This is a genomic window from Planctomycetota bacterium (assembly GCA_039819165.1).
Lineage (GTDB): Bacteria > Planctomycetota > Phycisphaerae > Phycisphaerales > UBA1924 > JAHCJI01.
Genome location: JBCBSM010000001.1, coordinates 2,054,596 through 2,075,150 on the forward strand (window position 1 = coordinate 2,054,596; position 20,555 = coordinate 2,075,150).

19 protein-coding genes are annotated in these 20,555 nt (G+C 70.3%); 3 read left to right on the plus strand and 16 right to left on the minus strand.

The window, feature by feature from the left end:
• Nucleotides 1–49: 49 nt before the first annotated feature.
• Both AAFX79_09010 and AAFX79_09015 read right to left on the minus strand, forming a co-directional pair.
• Nucleotides 50–1,627 carry a glycine--tRNA ligase gene (locus AAFX79_09010; protein MEO1008694.1) on the minus strand — a complete coding sequence of 526 codons (1,578 nt, stop codon included), beginning with the start codon at nucleotides 1,625–1,627 and terminating at the stop codon, nucleotides 50–52.
• A gap of 145 nt (nucleotides 1,628–1,772) precedes the next feature.
• Nucleotides 1,773–2,399 carry a hypothetical protein gene (locus AAFX79_09015; protein ID MEO1008695.1) on the minus strand — a complete coding sequence of 209 codons (627 nt, stop codon included), beginning with the start codon at nucleotides 2,397–2,399 and terminating at the stop codon, nucleotides 1,773–1,775.
• A 445-nt stretch (nucleotides 2,400–2,844) separates the two neighbouring features.
• Between AAFX79_09015 and AAFX79_09020 the strand changes: the two genes are divergently transcribed.
• Nucleotides 2,845–4,857, plus strand: coding sequence for a GC-type dockerin domain-anchored protein (locus AAFX79_09020; GenBank protein MEO1008696.1), 2,013 nt, complete (start codon nucleotides 2,845–2,847; stop codon nucleotides 4,855–4,857).
• Nucleotides 4,858–4,983: 126 nt separating this feature from the next.
• Here the strand turns inward: AAFX79_09020 and AAFX79_09025 are convergent, their stop codons facing one another.
• The 10 genes from AAFX79_09025 to AAFX79_09070 all read right to left on the minus strand — a co-directional run bounded on the left by AAFX79_09025 (nucleotide 4,984) and on the right by AAFX79_09070 (nucleotide 13,402).
• Entirely contained in the window at nucleotides 4,984–6,333 is a 1,350-nt protein-coding gene (locus tag AAFX79_09025; protein ID MEO1008697.1) for a beta-ketoacyl-[acyl-carrier-protein] synthase family protein, read from the minus strand.
• A 34-nt stretch (nucleotides 6,334–6,367) separates the two neighbouring features.
• Nucleotides 6,368–6,688 (minus strand): hypothetical protein, encoded by a 321-nt coding sequence (locus tag AAFX79_09030; GenBank protein ID MEO1008698.1) that lies wholly within the window; start codon nucleotides 6,686–6,688, stop codon nucleotides 6,368–6,370.
• Between the two features lie 3 nt (nucleotides 6,689–6,691).
• On the minus strand, nucleotides 6,692–7,075 hold the full coding sequence (locus AAFX79_09035) for a hypothetical protein (GenBank protein MEO1008699.1): 384 nt from the start codon (nucleotides 7,073–7,075) through the stop codon (nucleotides 6,692–6,694).
• Between the two features lie 12 nt (nucleotides 7,076–7,087).
• Nucleotides 7,088–7,513, minus strand: a complete 426-nt coding sequence (locus tag AAFX79_09040; protein MEO1008700.1) for a hypothetical protein — start codon at nucleotides 7,511–7,513, stop codon at nucleotides 7,088–7,090.
• A gap of 31 nt (nucleotides 7,514–7,544) precedes the next feature.
• The gene (locus AAFX79_09045; protein ID MEO1008701.1) at nucleotides 7,545–8,180 is read right to left on the minus strand and encodes a hypothetical protein; all 636 of its coding nucleotides are present in this window, start codon (nucleotides 8,178–8,180) and stop codon (nucleotides 7,545–7,547) included.
• Between the two features lie 149 nt (nucleotides 8,181–8,329).
• Nucleotides 8,330–9,508, minus strand: a complete 1,179-nt coding sequence (locus AAFX79_09050; GenBank protein ID MEO1008702.1) for a DUF5309 family protein — start codon at nucleotides 9,506–9,508, stop codon at nucleotides 8,330–8,332.
• A gap of 74 nt (nucleotides 9,509–9,582) precedes the next feature.
• The gene (locus tag AAFX79_09055) at nucleotides 9,583–10,089 is read right to left on the minus strand and encodes a hypothetical protein (protein ID MEO1008703.1); all 507 of its coding nucleotides are present in this window, start codon (nucleotides 10,087–10,089) and stop codon (nucleotides 9,583–9,585) included.
• A 128-nt stretch (nucleotides 10,090–10,217) separates the two neighbouring features.
• Nucleotides 10,218–11,663, minus strand: coding sequence for a phage portal protein (locus AAFX79_09060; GenBank protein MEO1008704.1), 1,446 nt, complete (start codon nucleotides 11,661–11,663; stop codon nucleotides 10,218–10,220).
• A gap of 348 nt (nucleotides 11,664–12,011) precedes the next feature.
• The gene (locus AAFX79_09065) at nucleotides 12,012–12,983 is read right to left on the minus strand and encodes a cation diffusion facilitator family transporter (GenBank protein MEO1008705.1); all 972 of its coding nucleotides are present in this window, start codon (nucleotides 12,981–12,983) and stop codon (nucleotides 12,012–12,014) included.
• Nucleotides 12,984–13,138: 155 nt separating this feature from the next.
• Nucleotides 13,139–13,402: a hypothetical protein gene (locus AAFX79_09070; GenBank protein MEO1008706.1), complete on the minus strand. Its 264-nt coding sequence runs from the start codon at nucleotides 13,400–13,402 to the stop codon at nucleotides 13,139–13,141.
• Nucleotides 13,403–13,509: 107 nt separating this feature from the next.
• On the opposite strand from AAFX79_09070, the gene der reads away from it, so the two are divergent.
• Nucleotides 13,510–15,144 (plus strand): ribosome biogenesis GTPase Der, encoded by a 1,635-nt coding sequence (gene der / locus AAFX79_09075; GenBank protein MEO1008707.1) that lies wholly within the window; start codon nucleotides 13,510–13,512, stop codon nucleotides 15,142–15,144.
• 317 nt (nucleotides 15,145–15,461) lie between these two features.
• Here der and AAFX79_09080 read toward each other — a convergent pair whose 3' ends face one another.
• Entirely contained in the window at nucleotides 15,462–16,343 is an 882-nt protein-coding gene (locus AAFX79_09080) for a GC-type dockerin domain-anchored protein (GenBank protein MEO1008708.1), read from the minus strand.
• A 96-nt stretch (nucleotides 16,344–16,439) separates the two neighbouring features.
• Complete coding sequence (locus AAFX79_09085) at nucleotides 16,440–17,333, minus strand: tRNA pseudouridine synthase A (GenBank protein ID MEO1008709.1); 894 nt, start codon at nucleotides 17,331–17,333, stop codon at nucleotides 16,440–16,442.
• Between the two features lie 249 nt (nucleotides 17,334–17,582).
• Here AAFX79_09085 and AAFX79_09090 point away from each other — a divergent pair, with 249 nt between their 5' ends.
• On the plus strand, nucleotides 17,583–18,047 hold the full coding sequence (locus AAFX79_09090) for a hypothetical protein (protein ID MEO1008710.1): 465 nt from the start codon (nucleotides 17,583–17,585) through the stop codon (nucleotides 18,045–18,047).
• 147 nt (nucleotides 18,048–18,194) lie between these two features.
• On the opposite strand, the gene AAFX79_09095 is transcribed toward AAFX79_09090, so the two are convergent.
• Together AAFX79_09095 and AAFX79_09100 are read right to left on the minus strand one after the other, a co-directional pair.
• Nucleotides 18,195–19,967, minus strand: a complete 1,773-nt coding sequence (locus AAFX79_09095) for a molybdopterin-dependent oxidoreductase (protein MEO1008711.1) — start codon at nucleotides 19,965–19,967, stop codon at nucleotides 18,195–18,197.
• A 130-nt stretch (nucleotides 19,968–20,097) separates the two neighbouring features.
• A complete protein-coding gene (locus tag AAFX79_09100) occupies nucleotides 20,098–20,349 on the minus strand; it encodes a hypothetical protein (GenBank protein ID MEO1008712.1) in 252 nt (83 codons plus the stop codon).
• Nucleotides 20,350–20,555: the final 206 nt, after the last annotated feature.

Consider the following 20,555-nt stretch of genomic DNA (forward strand, 5'->3'; position numbering starts at 1 on the left):
CGTTCGCAAGCAAACAACCTCACCCACTGCGAAGCACCCGCGGGCCGCCCTACGCCCCGATCTTCGCCGCCAGCCAGTCCCCGACCTTGTCGATCGCGATCCGGTCCTGCGCCAGCGTGTCGCGGTCGCGATACGTCACGGTCTGGTCGGCCAGCGTGTCGCCGTCGATGGTGAAGCACACCGGGCAGCCCGCCTCGTCCATCCGGGCGTACCGCTTGCCGATGCTCTGCTTGGGGTCGTACTCGATCAGCCCAAGGTGGCCGAAGCGGCCGCGCAGCTCGCGGGCCAGCCTCTCGGCCACCTCGGGCATGCCGTCCTTGTTGACCAGCGGGTACACCGCCGCCTTGATGGGCGCGAGCGCCGGATCGAACTTCATGACCACCTTGCTCGCGCGGTCGGCGTCGGGCGTGAAGGCCTCGCACAGCAGCGCCAGCACGCCCCGCGTCAGCCCCGCCGCCGGCTCGATCACGTCGGGCAGGTACCGCTCGTTGCGCTCCTGGTCGAAGTAGGCGATCTTCTTGCCGGAGTGCTCGGCATGCTGCGCGAGGTCGTAGTTCGCGCGGTGGCTGATGCCCTCCAGCTCGCCGAAGCCCGGATGCGTGAACGGCCAGCGATACTCGATGTCGTAGGTGCCAGCGCCCTCCTTGGCGTAGTGCGCCAGCTCGTCGCGATCGTGCTCGCGGATGATCATGTTGTCGTCGCTCAGCCCGACGCTCCGCCACCACGAAAGCCGCTGCTGCACCCAGTAGTCCAGCCACGGCTTGGCCTCGTCGGTGTGGCAGAAGAACTCCATCTCCATCTGCTCGAACTCGCGGCTGCGGAACACGAAATTCCGCGGCGTCACCTCGTTGCGGAAGGCCTTGCCGATCTGCGCGATGCCGAAGGGGATGCGCACCCGCGTGGTATCGACGACATTCGCGAAGTTCACGAAGATGCCCTGGGCCGTCTCGGGGCGGAGATAGGCCTTGTCCTCCTCGCTCGCCGTCGCGCCGACGTAGGTCTGGAACATCAGGTTGAACTCGCGCGGCTCGGTCAGCGTGCCGGGCTCAGCAGCGTCTGGTCCAACGACCATGTGCATTGCCTGCTGAATCTCCTGATTGGTGAACAGAGCAGCCGTTGGAGTCTCTGTAACGGGTAGGCCACGCTTCTTCGCGTACTTGTGAAGCTTCTTCAATGCTCGCTCTTGAGAGGCTTCATCGTCAGCGATGAACGCAAACAGTCGATCGGCCTGGGTTTCATCACCGGAATCGATGTAGACATCCCAGTGGCAGTAGACCATCAGGTGGTCGGCCCGGTAGCGGAACTTGCTCTCGGTGCAGTCCACCATCGGATCACTAAACCCGCCCACATGCCCGCTCGCCTCCCACACCCGCGGGTTCTGGATGATGCTCGAATCCAGCCCCACGATCGACACGGGCTTGCCGTCGCGTTCCGGCGGCGCCAGCGTCATGTCCCGCCACCAGCGGTCGGCCAGGTTCTTCTTGAGCTGCGCGCCCAGCGGCCCGTAGTCCCAGAAGCCGTTCAGCCCGCCGTAGATCTCGCTGGCCGGGTACACGAAGCCCCGACGCTTGCACAGGCTGACGAGCTCGTCCATGGACTTCGCGGGCGCAACGGCGACATCGGGCATCGGCGTCTCCTCGGGCAAGCGGGAACGGTAGGGGAAGGCACCGGTGCGCGGGCAATGGGCAATGGGTAATGGAGATCAGGCAATGGCGTGAGGCACCGGACGAGGGACGGCCACCGCATCCGCCCCATTCCCCATTCCCCATTGCCTACTGCCCATTGCCCCCAAAGAGATGCCGCCACAGATCCCCGAAGGTGATCCGCGCCTGCTCCTCGCGGGCCTCGGCCTCGATGGTCTCGAAGCTGGCGACCTCGGGGGCCTCCTGCAGCGGCGGCCGCTCGTCCTCGTCGACCCGCACCAGCCCCAGCGCCCCCTGCCCCGTCACGCTGATCTGCCAGACGCCCTCGCCCAGCGAGCGGTACACCGCCTTGCCGACCTGCGCCCCCTCGCCGTCCCAGTCCACCTCGGCCAGCTCGGGATCGATCACCACGCCGTCCAGCGGCGGCGTGCGGTCGTCGAAGACCCGCCGGATCCACAGCCGCCCGTCCAGCACGGCGTAGTCCACGTAGATCTCCCGCGAGGGGTCGAACGGTGTCGGGATCTCGCGATCAACACCAACGCCGTCCCGCACCCGCACCGAGATCTCGCCGCCCTCCACGACCAGCTCGGTGACGGCGGTCTGGGCGACGGCGGCGTTGTACTGGTCCCGGAGGGCGGCCAGGTCCTGGCTCATCGCGAGCAGCTTGTCGCGGTAGATGCCGGCCCGGATATCCGCCTTGGCTCGCTGCAGGCTCTGGAAACCCCCCAGGGTCACACCCAGCACCACCACGAACACCAAGATCAGGGTAAAAAGCGATCGACGGATGGATGTAGGGGTTGACTTCCCGGCCATTTCGGGTGATGGTACGCAGGAGCCCTAGGGCTCTACCCGGGGCGCCGCCAGCGCCCGAGATCCGCGATCCCGACGGGCAATCCCGAACGGTTCGCGAGCAGAGAGAGATGATGTTCGCCCCGGCGGTGCCCGGGGACGCGCGACAGAAGCCCCAGGGACGGGGTGGCCCGATGCGGAGGGGGAGATCCGCCCGGGCCAGAGAGAGATGAAGGGGGATGCGTTCGGTGTGCCATCGCCGCCCGCATACACCAGACCCGACTTGCTGACCCGCGGCCATCTCGGAGATGGCGCGCGGTTGTTCGTATTTGGGCCTCCGGGACGTTCCGGTCGCCTTCCATCACAGTTCCTGATCATTGGGGGCTCGTAAGAGATGAACACTCAGAAGACCTTGGGCGCAGCCGCCCTGCTCGCCATGGCGGGCACCGCTCTCGGACAGACCGTTCTGTTCGATTCCTCGTCGGCGACCTCCGGCCGCCTGGTTGCCCAGAACGCCGCCGCCGCTGCCGGCATCACGGTGGACACCGAGATCCTGGACGACTTCATTGCCCTCGACGCCGCCGCGGCCGATGCGGGCAACAACTTCTTCATCATCAACAACAGCTGCTGCTTCTTCGGTGCCGGCTACGCGGCCAGCATTGACGCCCGCGTCTCCGACGGCGCCATCGTCCACCAGACCTTCTGGAACATGGACGCCGAGCCCGGCCTGCAGGGCACCTTCGGCATCAGCGGCACGGTCGACTTCTTCGACCCCCGCGAGATCCACAACAACGCCGGCCACCCCTCGTGGGGCGGCATCCCGGGCCCCATCCTCCCGGATGGCTCGATCTTCTGGGCCGACAACGGCGATGAGCTGTCGACCACCACCGGCGAGGTCATCGCCACCCACGACAGCCCCGCCGGCCCCGGCGCCTCGGTGTTCAACGGCACCACGATCCACAACGGCTTCGACTACGACAGCTTCTTCGAGGTCGACATCACCGACCTCATCACCGAGCAGCTCGGCTTCCTCGCCGGCGGCATCCCCAACACGATCGCCCTGAGCACCGACTCGACCTTCGGCGCGTCCACCGACGCCGCCAACAACCTGGGCCTCAGCTTCGATACGTTCGACTTCTCGACGATCGGCGCCGCCCTGGGCACCGGCCAGTACAGCTTCGCCATCATCGACAACCCGGCCAGCACCTTCTCGGCCGCCGACGAGCTGGCCATCGACACCTTCATCGAAGACGGCAACCGCGCCCACTTCAGCTACTGGAACCTCGACGCCAGCCCGGCCCTCCAGGCCACCTTCGACGTCGACAGCACCGTCGAGTTCACGCTGCCGCGTGACGTCTTCGACAACGCCGGCCACCCGTCGTGGGCCGGCGCCACCAGCCCGGTGACCACCACCGGCGTGGACGAGTGGGCCGACAACGGCGACGAGCTCACCAGCACCGCCGGCGAGGTCGTCTCGACCTTCGATAGCGCCGCCGGCGCCGGCGCCACCGTGGCCGGCAACGACAACCGCACCCTGGCCAACGGCTTCGAGTACGACAGCCTCGGCCTGGCCGGCGTCACCGATCTGCTCGAGTCGCAGATCGACTGGGTCCGCACCGCCGCGCCCCCGCCGCCGCCTCCGGGCTCGGCCGTCGTCCTGTTCGATTCGTCGTCGGCCACCTCGGGCCGCTTCATCGTCCAGAACGCCGCCGCCGCCGCCGGCGTCACCGTCGACCTCGAGATCCTCGACGACTTCATCGCCCTCGATGCCGCCGCGGCCGATCCCAGCAACGGCGTCTTCATCATCAACAACAGCTGCTGCTTCTTCGGCGGCGGCTACGCGGCCAGCATCGCCGACCGCGTCGCCGCGGGCGCCCGCGTCCACCAGACCTTCTGGAACATGGACGCCGAGCCCGGCCTGCAGGCCACCTTCGGCATCAGCGGCGCGGTCGACTTCTTCGACCCCCGCGAGGTCCACAACAACATCAGCCACCCGTCGTGGGGCAGCGTTGCCGGTCCGATCCTGCCGGATGGCTCGATCTTCTGGGCCGACAACGGTGACGAGCTCACGCCCGCCGCCGGCGGCACCGTGGTCTCGACGCACGACAGCACCGCCGGCCCGGGTGCCACGGTCGTCGCCAACGGCGATACCGAGACCACCCTGCACAACGGCTTCGACTACGACAGCTTCTTCGAGACCGACATGACCGATCTCATCACCGCCCAGCTCGAGTGGCTGCTCGACGGTGACACGGTCTGCCTGCCCGACATCGACATGGACGGCGAGCTGACCATCTTCGACTTCCTCGCCTTCCAGAACCTCTTCGACATGGGCGACCTCGCCGCCGACTTCGACGGCGACGGCTTCCTCACCATCTTCGACTTCCTCGAGTTCCAGAACCTCTTCGACATGGGCTGCCCGTAATCCGGCACCCAGCCGAAGTCGTTCGTAGCTTCTGAGTAGTTCGCAGGGCCCCGGAGCAATCCGGGGCCCTGTTTTTCTCCGTGCACGGGTGGGGTGCCTCGCTCGTGCGTCCGGGCCGCCGCCGACCTACGCCGGCCGCCGCACCACGAGCGTGTCGTTCTGCCCGCCGAAGCCGAAGCTGTTCGACAGGCACGCCGCCACGCCGCCGACGCCACCCAGGTCCCGAGCCTCCAGCGGCACGTGGTCCAGGTCGCAGTCGGCATCGGGCTCCCGCAGGTTGATCGTCGGCGGCACCACGCCCGTGCGGATCGCCTGCACGCACGTGATCAGCTCCACCGCGCCCGCCGCCTGGATCAGGTGCCCCAGCATGCTCTTCACGCTGCTGAACGGCACCCGGTCGGCCTGCGGGCCGAACACCCGCTTCACCGCGCGGGTCTCGATGCCGTCGTTCTCCGGCGTGCCCGTGCCGTGCGCCGAGAGGTAGTGCACGCCGGGCCGCCCGTCCCCGCCGACGGCCCGCGGATCGATGCCCGCCTGCCGCAACGCCGCCTCCATCGCCAGCGCCGCCCCGTTGCCCTCGGGGTCGATGTCCGTAATGCGGTAGGCGTCGGCCGACGAGCCATACCCGGCGATCTCCGCCAGAGGCGTCGCCCCCCGCGCCTCGGCGTGCTCCCGCGACTCGAGCACCAGCACGCCCGCGCCCTCGCCCATCACGAAGCCGTCCCGCGTGCGATCGAACGGCCGCGAGGCGTGCCCCGGATCATCCCGCCGGGTGCTCATCGCCGTGAGCCGGATGAAGCCCGTCATCCCCAGCGGGTGGATCATCGAGTGCGACCCACCGGTCAGCATCACGTCGGCGCCCCCGCGGCGGACGATCTCCGCCGCCTCGCCGATCGCCTGCGTGCTCGCGGCACATGCCGTCATGCAGTTCATCGATGGGCCGCGGCACCCGAACTCGGCCGCCACGTGCGACACCGTGATCTGCGGCTCCTGCGCCAGCTCCCGTTCTAGCACAAGACGCTCCAGCCCCGCCGCCAGTGCGCCGTCGTCCAGCCGCCGCTCGTCGGCGTTCCACGCACCGATGTGCGCCCGGCTGAAGCCCGCGACGTCCATCGAGCCCTCGCCCGCGCCGAGGTACAACCCCAGCCGCTCGGACCGCACCACCGACGACCGTCCCGAGCCATCCCGCTCGCCCAAGCCCGCCTGCCGCCAGGCCCGTTCCGCGGCCGCCAGCGCAAAGCCCGTGCTCCGTCCCGCGCTCGAGTGCCTCGCGGCGGCGTCGCCCAGGTGGTCCCCGAGCGAGAAGTTGGCGACCTCCGCCGCAAAGTTCGTCGCAAAGGTCGCCGCATCGAACTGCTCGACGCGCCGCACGGCGCTCTCGCCGGCGATTAGCCGGGCCCACACGCCGTCCACGTCGCACCCAAGCGGCGTCACCCACCCCATGCCCGTGATCACGACTCGCCGGTCGTCCGCCATGCAAGCCTCCCGCGACCCACGCCGCGGGCACAGCCTAGACGCGCTCGGCCTCGAGCGGCTCGTCCGCCGACCCCCGCGCCTGCTCCCGCGCTGGTCCCCGCGAGGGCACCAGCGCCCGCAGCAGCCCCGCGATCTCCCGCTGGCTGGCCTCCAGCAGCGTCAGCGCCCGCGTGTTGGCCTCCACCAGCGCGAACAACGCCGCCGCCGACTCCCGCTCCGCAGACAGCCGCCGGTGCGCATCCTCGATCTGCCGCTCCCGCGCCGTCGCCGCCCGCCGCTCGGTCAGCCACATCCACGCGATCATCCCCGCCATGCCGAACTGCGCCACGATCGTCGCAACCTCGATCTGCTGCATGCCTCACCCCGCGCGGAACACCGCCTCGTACCCGATCGTCCACCGCCGCCCGCGGTCCACCGGCCCCAGCTCGCGGTAGCCCACCAGCTCCATGTCCGCCCACTGCTGCCCACCGTGATCCTCCAGCGTGCCGCTCGTCGGCGAGGCCGTTAGCAAACCCGTGATCGCATCCCGCAGCAACCACAACGCCGACTCGCTCGCCGCCACCAGCCGCCCGCGCACCGCGATCGACAGCGGCATCAAACCAAGCTGGATCCACTGCGGGACCGGCTGGCCCTGCTGCCCCAGCACCGTGCCCGGCGGCAGCTCCGCCTGCCCCTGCTCGAGCACCACGAAGCGGTGCGGGCCCGAACCGAACAAGTCCGTCGATGCAAATGCGCTCGCCATCCGCCGCCCCCTTTACGCCCCGCGGTCGCCGTCTTCGCCGCTGGTTACCTCGATCGGATCGGCCGCGCCCCCATCCGACAGCGCCACCATCCGCCACCGCCGCTGCGCCCGAGACCCCGGCTCCACGTCGTACCGCGCCTCGAGCACCACCACCGAGGCCTCCACCCGCCTCCGCCCGCCGCTGCCCGCCACCGGCGCCGTGAAGAACCGCAGCGTGCCCTCGTCCCCGGGCGCGGCACCCTCCAGCGAATCCCGCGCGATGTCGGCCACCACCTCGATCTCCACCCGCTGCTCGGGCACGTCCGCGAAGATCGGGAACGCACCCTCGTCGCCCCACTCGACCAGCGATCGCGCGGCCGACCGCTGCACCACCACCCGCCGCACGCCCTCGATCGTCGTGCCCAGCAGCGATACCCATTCGGGGTTCAGCACCAGCATGACACCAACCTCCTCCGCCAGCGCATCACAACTAGCCCCGCACCAGCTGCACGACCCCCGGCCGCCGCGTCGCGTCGGCGATGCCGTCGCCGTCCACGTCCAGCCGCACCGCCAGCACCCGCTGCGCCCGCGAGAACATCTCCCGGTACATCACCGCACGAGCGCCGATCGCCGAACTCGGGCCGGCCAGCGCCGATGCCGAGGCGTACACCAGGTGCAACGCACCGAGCGCCTCGACGTTGGCGAGCGCACCGGCCGACTCGGCCACCACCGCTGCCTCGCCCGGGCCCTCCGGGTCGTCCAGCCCCAGCATCGCCATGATCTGGGCGTGCACCAACGCGATCTGCGGCGCGAACGACACCAGCGTGAACGATGCATTCGATGCCGGCGCGGGCGGCAGCGACGCGTCGTCGACGCTCGCGCGAAGCCGCGAGAGCCCCAGCTCCGTCGCTGACGCCACCGCCGTGATCTCGTATGGCACGCCGTTAAACACGATCACGCCGCCCGCCGCCGCGCCCGCGACATCGAAGCCCGCGTCCACACTCGATGCGACCAGCGTCGTGCCCGAGACCGTCGCGATCCCGCTGGCCAGCCGCCGACCCGCCCACAACGCGTCGGTGAACGCGTGCGGCTCCAGATACAGAACATCCCGGTCCTGCGCAAACATGCAGCCTCCAATCCGGCCCCGCTCGGTCTCGCATCCACTCGATCCGACGCTCCCGCGTCCAAACCCGCGGACGGGCTCTCACCCGTCCGCGAGCCGACGACCCCGCCCCCACACGAAGGGCCGCCGTGCCCGCCGCAACACCCAGCGACTCAGCTCGTCGCCAGCGCCGTGATCATCCCGTGCGCGTTCTCGTTGCGCAGCTCCAGCGTGTACTCGCCGATCACCTGGCCCATCGCCGCGTCGCCCGTCGATGCCAACGGCTTGAACTGGAACTGCCGGCCCTCCAGCGGCATCACCTCGATCCGCGACGAATCCAGCAGCAGGATCGAGTCCGAAGGCATCCACCGCGACAGCACCACGCGGCACACGCCGAAGTCGCTCTCGTACACGCTCACCAAGTCGCTGAACCGATCGTCATCCGGCCCGTATCGCCGCGACGAGCTCACGAAGCCGTTGATCCGTCGCTTCTGCACGCCGTTGCACACGATGGTGTCGATCGGGCCCGACGCCTGCTCCCACACCTCGCGCAGCGCGGCGTTCAGCACCGCCTCGTTCAGCTCGTCGGAGCCCACCCCGCCACCGCCCGGAATGGGACCAGCCCCCGGCTCGAAGATGTTCGTCTCCAGCCCGTGGATGATGCCGTTCATCGATCGGCGGACACTGCTGCCGCCCTCGGGCGAGCTCGCCGGCGCCACGCCATTGATGACGCAGTTCTCCAGATCCCGCAGCAGCTCACGCATCCGCTCCTGCTTCTGGTAGTCCAGCTCGTCCTCGATGCCGTGCGCCCGCGCCGCCTGCATCGAGCCGCTCACCTCCACCGTCGAGGTGAAGATCTGCGTGTAGTTCTGGCGTCGTACGCGATTGGTGAAGCGAGCCTCGGGCGCGTCGGCGCCCTCGAGCGCCGCGTTGCCCAGGATCGTCAGCACCATGCCCGCCGCCAGCGTCACCGACGACGTCCCGCCGTACGCACGCACCACCGACAGCGTCTCGGTCATCGGATCGATCGAGGTCACCAGCAGCACCTCGGGGCCATCGCCGGGCCGAAGCAGATCGCCGATGCGAAACCGGCTGCTGTCGTCCACCTGCACCGTGTCGTCGGTCTCGGGCGACGGCGAGAACGACTGCGACGCCAGCGTCCCCGTATTGGGCAGCAGCTCGTCCTCCACCCACTCGTGCACCGTGCTCGCCGCCGTCCGCCGCGGATCACCCAGGTGGTCCAGCAGCGGCGTCTCGTAGGGACTCACGATCCCGATGATGTCCGACACGTCCTCGACCAGCTCGGGCAATGCCGAGCCCGCCGAAAAGGTCGCCTTCCCCGTAAACGTCATGCGCTACTCCTTTGCGGCTTCCCGCCGCGCTTCCATCCCTCGCACCGCCGCGGGGGCCGCTCCGATCCTCGTGCTCAGCCGCCCCGTCGCAGCCGCAGGTACCGCATCAACGCCCGTCGATCGCCCGTCGACCGCGCCTCGCTCCGCGCCCGATCCAGCCGCGCCCCGCCGTGCGAGCCCTGCGAGGGGTGCATCGGGCTCACCGCCGATGCCCGTGCGCCCGACGCCCGGAACAGCGCAGGTCGCTCCCGTCGCAGCACCGCGATCACCCGCTCGGCCCCGATGCTCGCGTTGGCCTCCATCCGCGCCTCGACGAGCATCGCCAGCGATTCGCCGTCGATCGCGCCCGAGGATGCCACCGCCCGGTCGATCGCGCTCCGCCGCTCCAGCTTCTCGAGCTTGCCGCGGTGCTCGTGCAGTTCCGCCTCGCGTTCGGCCAGCTGCTCTGCGAGCTGGTCGGCCAGCCGATCCCGCTGACGCACCGCGTCCTCGTTCCGCGACGCATCGTCGTGCGCCTCCGCGTCGATCTCGATCCGCTCCCGATCCAGGTCCGCCTCGTTCGTGGATCCCTGCTGCGTCATGCCAGCCTCCGTTTCGTGTGCTCCGCGAGCCGACCGCGCGCGCGGTCCCTCCCGCCCCTGCCGCTCGCCATCTCACCTGTGTGTGCCGCAAACCGGCCCACCACGACCATCCCGCCGGTGGCCCGCCGCTAGCCTGCCCGCGGCTCGGGCTCGTAGCCCAGCTCCGCGATCACCCGCTCGCGATCGATGCCCAGCTCGCTCTTGCGGCGGGCCGCCACGAGCTGCTCGTTCTCGTCGAAGCCCACCGGGTCGGGCCACGCCACGTGCAGCCGCCGGTCCTTCGGATCGCTCGCCAGCACGCCCGCGCGATCGAGCGCCTCGAGGATCAGCCCCGACATCCGCTCGATGCCCGCGCCGTACCCCACACGCTTGCGGCGCGTCTTGCTGAGCAAACCCAGCAGCGTGACCCGCAGCGCGTTGCCGCTCGACAGGTTGCCGATCTTCGCCCGCACGACGCCCGCGGCCACCGGCGGCACGCCCGACGCCTTGTCCAGCGCCTCGCGCACGTCCTCGACGTGCCGCGTCTCGCTGGGCGAGTCCGCGTCGCCGCCGAAGGCCTCGACCTCGGCGTCGGGGTTGTCCGTCGACAGGATCCGCCCCGGACCGATGCGGGCCTGATCGAACCCCTCGATGCCCTTGGCCAGGTACATCTTGAAGCTCTGCATGGTCACGCGGGCCGCCCGATCGCTCAGCCGCGTGTTCAGCTCGTCCTGCAGCGGGATCAGCGGCTCGACCTCGCTCAGCCCCGGATAGCACAGCGGCTGCGCCAGGTTCTGGATGTGCACCACCGGCACCCGGCCCGGTGCACAGCGGTTGGGGCCCTGCTCGATCAGCCGCCCGTCGACGTACAGCTGCCGCCACGCGCCGCTGAACACCTCCGTCACCCGCTCCATCGCTAGCTGCTCGGTGCGGCGTTCGTCCTCCAGCCGGCTCGTCCGCCGCGCGAAATCGATCGCGTAGGCATCCAGACGCCGGTAGTCCGAGGGATCCACGATCGGCACGCCGCGCGCCGGATCGATCGCCTCGACCCGGATCGCCTCGGCCAGCACCTCGGCGGGCAGCTCGAGCAACCCATCGAGATCGCTCGCCATCGCCGTCAATCGCTCGACGTCGCACCGCAGCAGCAGATCGACGTGGCCGTAGACGTGCCCGAGCAGCAGGGCGTCGTGCAGCAGGCCCAGCCCGCCCGAGGCCTCCCACACCGCGTCCAGCGCCGCCTCGATCCGCCGCCGCTCACCCACCGTGCCCGCCTGCGACAGCAGCACCAGCGGCTCGGGCAGCATGAAGTCCACCATCGCGTGGATCCGCCAGGCGATGTCGTTCTCGATGACCGCCTCGTTCGCCGCCGCCTCCACCATGCGGTCGTCCGACCACGGATCCCACACGCCCCGCAGCCGCGGCGGCAGCCCGGCCTTCTGCGGCGCATCGCCGCCGGGATGCGCAGGCTCGTTGCGGTAGTAGCCCCACAGCCAGTGCAGCCGGGGGATGACGTCGCGCTCGTGCTCGGCCAGCAGCACCTCCAGTGCTCCGGCCGACAACGAGATGTCCGTGAATGCATCGAGCTGGAACGCCACGGCGGGCCTCCTCCGGTTGCTGCGAGTCCCGTCCCACACGGGCCCTCACCCAACGGGAGGCCGGACACTTCCGCGCGCAACGGCACGCACGCCAGCAATCAAGTCAATCCGGATTCACCACGAATACCCGACCAAGCACGTGATCACGATTTTCGGAGGCACAAGCCCGGCGAGTCCCAGCCGTGCGCAGCCACGCGGCGCTCCGACCGAGCCGCGTGCGTAAGCACGCGGACACACGCTCGGCGTTTCGGTGATGTTGTTCTGGAAGCATGGACGCGCGGGCGTTGCGCGTGGTGCTGGGCGTTGGTCCGCGTGCTTACGCACGCGGCTCGGAGAGAGGAGGCGTACCTAGTGCTTGGGCACCAGCCGCCCCATGTCGGCGTCCTCCGCCGCCTCCCGCTGGGCCGTCTGCACGTGCTCGAACTCCAGCGTCGTGTGACCGATGCCCCACTCGTCCTGCAGCCGCTCGCGGATGGCGTGCTTGATCGGCTCGATGTCCGCCAGCCGCTCCCGTGCGCACACGACGTGGGCCTCGAGCAGGATCGTCTGCTCGTCCAGCCGCCAGACGTGCAGGTGGTGCACGTCCTCGACGCCCACGACGGTGCGCAGGTCGGCGGCGATGGCGTTGATATCCAGCTCGGGCGGCACGCCCTGCATAAGGATGCCCGTGGTCTCGCCGATCATCGCCCGAGCCTGCCAGGCCATGTAGAATGCGATGCCGAAGGCCACCAGCGTGTCGATCCAGTAGACCTCGTAGAGGTACACCAGCAGGCCCGCGAAGATCACGCCCACGCTGCCGGCCGCGTCGGCGATCTTGTGGATCATCGCCACCCGCGTGCCCATGCTCGCCCCCGCCAGCCGCGCGACAAGCCACGCGCTCGCCAGGTCGACCAGCAGCGCCACCCCCGCCACGATCATGATCGGCAGGGCGATGATCTCCTGGGGCATCAGCAGCCGCTGCACGCCCTCGAGCGTCAAGAAGCCCGCCAGCACCACCAGCAGCACCAGGTTGATGAGCGCCCCCACCACGTCGGCCCGCCGGTAGCCGAAGGTCCGACGCTCGTCGGCCGGCTTCTTGCTGATCCGCCGGCCGACCAGCGCCACCACGAGCGAGCCCGCGTCGGCCAGGTTGTGCAGCCCGTCGGCGATGAGCGCCAGGCTGCCCGACAGCACACCCGCCACCAGCTCCACCACCGTCAGCAGCACGTTGATCACCACCGCAATCACCAGCGGCGTGTCGCTCGCGCTCTCCAACTCGGGGTGGTGGTGGCCATGCCCATGGCTGTGCCCATGTCCGTGATGGTGGTGGCCGTGGCCCATGCGTGCGGGAGCGTATCAGAGCAACGCGAGCGCCGCGAAGGGGCTAGAGCGATCCAACCCGAGCCGCCGGCGGCCATGGCCAGCTCCCGTGGAGTCCGGGTCCCAGAGTTCTCGGGCGTTGGCCCGCGTGCTCACGCACGCGGCTCGGATGGAACTCAGACCGACTCCGCTCGTGGCTCGTCCAGCACCTCGACCGCCGAGTGGCGATCGAGGTTGACCACCACCAGCTCGCCGTCGTCCTTGCGGAGCTCGACGCGGTCGATCCACACCTTCTTGTCCTTGGTGTGGGCGAACCACGAGCCGCTCTTCTCCTGGCCCACGCGGGCCACCACGCCCTCCACCGTCGACACCATCGTGCCGCTCAGGCGGGGGAACTGCTGGGTGATCCGCACGCGGCTGCCGGGCTTGAGGTCGATCATGGCGGGGCAACGGTAGGGCCGCCGGCCGCCACCGATCGCTGCCGGCTGCCATCGGCGGGGCTGGCCGGGCCCCGGGGGCGACCCACGCGGCTGATACAATCCGCCCCATGCCCATCCCTCGCGTCGCCATCGTCGGCCGCCCCAACGTGGGCAAGAGCTCGCTGCTGAACATGCTGGCGGGCCACAAGGTCTCCATCGTGGACGACCTGCCGGGCGTCACCCGGGACCGGGTCACCACCATCCTCGACCTGCCCCACTCCGACGGCCGCCCCGAGCGGGCCGTCGAGATCACCGATACCGGCGGCTACGGCGTCTACGTGGCCGAGGGCCAGCGGTACAACGAGGTCGGCGAGGACCTGGCGCGGCTGACCGACGACGTGGAGGCCCAGATCGAGGCCGCCGTCGCCGACGCCGATGTCATCCTCTTCGCCATCGATGTCCAGGCCGGCCTGACCCCGCGGGACGAGGAGATCGCGAGGCTGCTCCGCGAGCAGAAGCTCGGCAGGCGCCGGCGGGCGGAGCACGGCGACCTGGGCTCGGGCCTGGCCGCCCGCGCCCCGGTCCACGTCGTCGCCACCAAGGTCGACGGCCCCAAGTGGGAAACCCACGCCTACGAGTTCAGCGCCCTGGGCTTCGGCGAGCCGCTGATGTGCTCCGCCCGCAACAACTACATGCGCCGCGAGCTGAGCGACCGCCTGTACGACCTGCTGCCCGCCGACGCCGCCGAACCGGCTCCGCCAAGGGCCGACCTCTCCATCGCCGTCATCGGCAAGCGGAACGCCGGCAAGAGCACGCTGACCAACGCCCTCGCGGGCGAGGACCGGGTGATCGTCTCCGAGATCGCCGGCACGACCCGGGACGCCGTCGATGTCGCCATCGAGCGCGACGGGCAGCGGCTGGTCGTCATCGATACCGCGGGCCACCGCCGCAAGAAGAGCCTGCAGGGCCGCGTGGAGTGGTTCGCCTTCGATCGGGTGCAGCGTTCGGTGAAGCGCGCCGACGTCGTCGTGCTCATGCTCGATGCGCTCGAGGACATCAGCCAGGTCGACCAGCAGCTGGCGATGCTCTGCCAGAGCGGCTTCAAGCCCACGATCATCGCCGTCAACAAGTGGGACACGGTCGAGGGCGGCACCGACGACCGGGGCCGCCCGATCACGCCCGAGCGCTACGAGAAGTACGTCCGCGAGGAGCTCAAGGGGCTGCCCTTCGCACCCATCGTGCTGCTGTCGGCCCGCGAGGGCCTCAACATCGACGGCCTGCTCGGCGTCGCGATGGACCTCAAGCGGCAGGCCGAGGAGCGGGTCTCGACCGGCAAGCTCAACCGGCTGGTCCGGGGCATCCTCGAGAAACGCGGCCCCAGCAGCAAGCTGGGCACGCTGGCGCGGGTCTACTACGTCGCCCAGGTGGGCACCGCCCCGCCCACCATCGCGCTGGTCGTTAATGAGCCCAAGCTCTTCACCGCCAACTACATGAAGTACCTGTCCAATCGAATCCGCGAGCAGGCGCCCTTCGACGAGATCCCCTTCCGCATCTTCATCCGCTCCCGCAAGCAGTTCGACAGGCGGCGGCGGTCGACGGTGTACCGCGACGAGCAGGGCCTCATCCCCACCAGCGTGCTCGACGCCGACGGCAACGAGTTCGACCTGACCCCCGCGCAGATCGAGGCGCTCTTCGAGATCCCCGAGGCCGGCGACCACGCCGAAGAGGCCTTCGTGCTCGACGACGCCGACGACAAGAACTAGCACGCATCGATGCGCAACGCACAAACCGCACGGCCCGATCTCGGGGGATGAGTCCGAGCGCGGGCCGTACGGTTCATTGGGGGCTGTTTGTCGTACGAACACTGCCGTACTAAACGGTGAACCCCCACGGTTGCTCACGTATTCCGGAGCACTTTCTGCATCTGAACACCACATCTATGTTCGGAAGCGGCGGGGGCCGGTTGCGTGTTGGCACAACCATTGCGCCGCGGTCCCCGCTGGCGCACCGCACGACGCGGTGCGCACAGGAAAACCCCGAGATTTCTCGGGGTTCTGGCGTTCGCGGTGCGACTTCGTTTTCAGCAGCCGGCGTCGAACTCGCTCTGGAACGCCAGGAAATCGAAGATCGTGAACGCGCCGTCGCCGTCGAAGTCGGCGCGGGCATCACCCCGGCCGAATGCGATCTGGAAGGCCAGGAAGTCGAAGACCGTGAGCCGGCCGTCCCCGTCCAGATCGGCGCGGCACGGCGCGGGGCCCAACCCCTGCGGCACGTCGCTCGTCGTGGCCCTTAGCGTCATGACGCCCGTCGACGCATCGACCTCCCACACCCGGCGACCCAGGTCGGTCATTACCAGCGTGCCATCCCGCTCGAATGCGATGCCGCCCGGCACGCTTCCGACGGTGGGCCTGCTCATGGGGATGGTCGCCAGCGGCGCGCCCGTCGCCGGGTCGATCACCAGCAGTTCGGGCACCGAGAACGGCGCCGCGCTCGTCACGCCGTAGAAGAGGCCGCTGCGCTGGTCGTAGTCCAGGCCGTAGAGCCGCGGCAGCGACGGTCCGCCGAGCGAGGTCGCCACGCCCGTCGCGGTGCTGACCGTCGCGAGGCGGGTGCCCAGCATGCCATACAGCCGCCCGCCCGGGCCGAAGCTGATCGAGTCGCCCACGGTGCCGCCGATGTGCGTCGCGATCCCCGTCGCCGGGTCGACGCGGCTGAGATTCGCGTCGCCCGCCGGCGAGTTGTTGATCACGTAGATCGACCCGCCCGGGCTCACGGCCATGCTCACCGGCGTAACGTACCGCGCTGGGTCGGGGTTCAGCGGACCGATGACCGAGACGGTGGCACCGGTCGCGGTATCGAAGATGTACAGGCTGTCGGTGCCCGCATCGCAGGCATACATGCGGTCGGCCGACGCCAGGCCGGCGGCGGACAACAGGACGGCGGCGGTGCACGAACGGATCATGGCGGTCCCCCTTTGGGCCCACGTGGGCCGGATTGCGCGCGAGCGACGCACCCGCGCCGCTCGATCAGGATGGGGAGCGCCGGCGCAGCGGCCGCCTCACGCCGGGGCCGGATTTTCTTCGTCGCCCGGGTAGTGGATCCACTCCAGGCACAGGCCGCTCGGGCCTGCGGTCGGCCCCGCCCGCCGCCGATCACGGCTTTCTAGCGCAGCGGCCACGTCGCCTGGCGACATCCGTCCTCGGCCGACCTCGTGCAACGTGCCGGCGATGATCCGCACCATGTTGTACAGGAACCCGCTGCCGCTGACGTCGATCCGCACCCGCACCGGCGACTCGCGAACCACCGAGATGCCGTGGATCGTCCGCACCGTGCTCACGCGGTCGTGGTTGATCTGCGTGAAGGCCGCGAAGTCGTGCTCGCCCGCCAGCACGCGGGCGGCGTCGCCCATCGCCTCGGCGTCCAGCTCGTGGTGCGTGTGCGTGACGAAGGCGCGATCGAACAGCGGCCGCTCGGCCCCGGTGCAGAAGGCGTATGAGTAGCCCTTGCTGATCGCGCCGCCGATGGGATCGAAGCCGTCCTGGGCGACGCGGGCATCGCGGACCAGGGCGTCGGGCGGCAGCCGATCGTTGAGCGCTCGCACGAGCGCCCCGACGCCGCGTTCGACGGGCCAGCCGCCGCCCCGCCGCGCTGGGTCGTCGCCGGCCGAGCACGCGAAGGCCGCGACCTGCCCCCGCGCATGCACCCCGGCGTCGGTGCGGCTCGCGCCGGTCAGCCGCACGGGCTCGCGGACCACCCGCTGCACGGCCTGCTCCACGACCGCTTGCACGGTGCGGAGCGCGACGCGGCCCTCGGGCGCCGGCAGCGACGCGTCGGCCTTGTGCACCGCCCCGGTCGCCACGCCGCCGTCCGCCTCGGGGATCGGCGGCTCCTGCTTCTGCCAGCCGCTGAAGGCGGTGCCGTCGTAGGCGATGGTCAACCGGTACGTCGGCACGCCGCAAGCCTACGGGCGATAGACCTCCCCCGTGGCGGCCAGCCCTGGCCCGCGCCGGCCACCATGGACCCAACGCTCCGGTGCGTCGGCCGTGGCTGGCCGTGGCCCAAAGAAGTCGCGCATCGCCGCACCAAAACCGCGCAACTTCCGGCAATAGCCGGCCATACTCCCCGTTGCAGAACAGAGCGGTCGCGCTGGGGAGGCCGGCCCGCATCCGAGACGCATCGAGAAGGAATGAGGAGCTCGAAGATGACCAGAACCCTGTCCATGCTGTCCGCCGTGCTGATGGTGCTCGTCGCCGCCGCCGCCACGCAGGCGCAGACCAGGCCCGATCCCGCCGACGTCGCCGCCCGCTGCGTCGCCACCATGCAGCAGACCACCGATCGCGTCGTCGGCGCCATCGGCGGCACGACCTCGGCCGTCCTCGATCGCATCGCCGACCTCGACGCCAGCGGCGCGAGCGACGACGAGATCATCGCCGCCGGCCGCCGGGGCATCTCCCGCGTCACCGGCCTGGCCCGCATGGGCGTCGCCCGCGTCAGCCGCACCGAGCGCCGTTGCATCGGCGTCCTCCGCCGCCTCGGCGCGGACCGCGCCCTCATCGGCCGCGTTGCCGACGCCGCCGACGGCTTCCGCGAGGACATCGGCAACGCCGCCAGCCGCGGCGTGGGCGCCATCCGCCAGGCCGTCGACGACGCCACCGGCGGCGGCTAAGCATCAACCAGGTCGCACGCAGCCAGCGACACACTCCGGCAACATGGCACGCCCCGGGACCACCGTCCCGGGGCGTGCTTTCGTTTGACCGAATCCGATTCGAGCAGGTTCGATGGACCGCATCGCCGACGGAAATCGGCGACGCCGCTACAGCTCGACCAGCCGCATGTCGGTGCTCGCCTTGGCCTCCGCGGGCGGGTGCCGGACGTCGCCGGCGAATTCGCCCAGCCCGGCATCGACGAGCATCCGCCGGGCCTCGTCGGCGCGGAACGGCCGACCGCGGGGCAACTCCACCTCGGTCGCCTGCGGCACCTGGCCCGGTCCCTCGTCCACGATGACGACGTTCGCCCGGTGAGCCGTACGTGTGGCGACGGGGCCGGTGTCGCGGATGAACTCGTCCACGCCCAGCGCCGCCAGCAGGTCGAAGGCGATCTGCCCCTCGGTCCGCGCGAGCGGCGGGATGGCCCGCTCGAAGGACTGCAGCAGCCCGCGATGGTTCTCGAAGGTGCCCGCCTTCTCCGCCCACGTCGCCCCGGGCAGCACCACGTCGCTGGCGTCGATCAGCCGCGTCGGCAGCGTATCGAGCAGCACCGTGAACCGCTCCCGGGCCGCGTCGGCGACCTCGACGGCTGACCAGTCGGTCGCATAATTGCCCGTCAGCACCAGGGCGCCGACGCCGTTGAGCGAACGCATGAACGCCGCGAACTCCAGCGGTTCGTCGCCCAGCACGGCCCGCAGCACACGCCGCACGCCCCGGGCGTTGGGTGCCTTCTCGGCCTTCATGACGAAGGCGTCCGGATCGTCGGGCTGCTTGGTCGGGGGGAAGGCCTTGTCCTCGCCGTGCATCGGCACCGGACCCACGCCGAGGATCGCCTGGTCGTCCAGCCGCCTGGCGAGCGTGGCGAGGGCGAAGGCCTCTTCGCAGGTCAGCATCGGGCTGATCATCACCGCCAGCCGGGTGCCGCCGTCGAGCTGCCGCGCGATGCCCGCGAGTGCGTCGCGGTAGGCCCGCGTCCACTCGGTCTCGACGAGGGCCCCGTACCGCCGCGTCCGCGGCTCGATCAGCCGATCGTCGCGATGCACGAACTTCCAGCCGTAGCGGACCTCGTCGGTGATCCAGTGCTTGTTGACGTCCTCGTTGGAGCGCGGCTTGACGCGGTAGATCTTGCCCTCGTTGTGCTCGAGGTAGATGTTGTCGCCCGAGGCGGTGATGCCGTCGATGCTCGGGGTTCGCTTCAGGAACCACACCCGCTGGGCGAACAGGAAGTCCTTATCGAGCAGGGCGCCCACGGGGCACAGGTCCACGACGTTGCCGCTCAACTCGTTCTGCAGGGCGCGGCCCGGGAACACGTCGATCTCGCTGCGGTTGCCCCGGCCGCCGATCATCAGCTCGTCGGCGCCGGCGATCTCGCGATCGAAGCGGACGCACCGCGTGCACATGATGCAGCGGTCCGAATACAGGTACACGTGCGGGCCCAGATCCTTCTTGGGCTGCTTGACCTTCTGCTCCTGGAAGCGGCTGACGCCCCGGCCGAACTCGTAGCTGTAGTCTTGCAGGAAGCACTCGCCCGACTGGTCGCACACCGGGCAGTCCAGCGGGTGGTTGATGAGCAGGTACTCCATCACCGCCTTCTGGTTGGCCACCGAGGCGGGCGAGTCGCTCCGCACCACCATGCCGTCGGCCGCGGGCGTGGTGCAGGTGGGCAGCAGCTTGCCGCCGGCGATGGCCTCCAGCTTGCCCTCGTTCCGCGCGTTGGGCCCCCACATCTGCGCGAGGCAGATGCGGCACTGGGCCGGGGCGCTCAGCCCGTCGTGATAGCAATAGAACGGGATCTCGACGCCGCTGGCGTTGGCGACCTGCAGCACCGTCTGCCCGGGCTCGAAATCGCACGACACTCCGTTGATGGTCATCGTCGGCATGCGGGCCGATGGTAGGGTTGCGGACGCCCGCGCGGCCCGATCCCCGGGCACCCAAACAACCCCTAGGCCCTTCGACGAGATCCCTCGCGGGAGACCGCCTCGGATACGCCGCCGCCGGCGGTCGCCGGCCCTAGATCCCGCAGACGACCCCGCCCGCCGGCCGGCTGCTCTCGGCCACCCATCGCTGGGCCGCCGGCGCGACCCGATGGGTCGCCGCTCCTGGGGTCGCCTCCCCGGCGTCTCCGCCACCGCCGCCCGATGCCGACCCGCCCAGGGCCAGCGAGCACGCCGCCGCCGCAAGTCCCGCCAGCACGGCCGCCGATACCGACCACGCCCCGAGCCGCCGCCGCCCGGGAGCCCCATCCATCGCCGCTGCGCGCATCGTCCGCGCCTCCTCACCTCCCCTAGGTGTCGCCGGCCGGCCGCCCCCCACGATGGAGCGCGGGCCGTCCTCCTCGGCTCCCCTCTACCGGCTTGTTCCGAACACGGACGCACGGCTTGCGGCCGCCCGTCGCCACGCCCCGTCGGATCTCATGCCCCGGGGCCCCGGTCCGCCCAAACACGGCTGGTGGCCCGCAAAGACTGCGC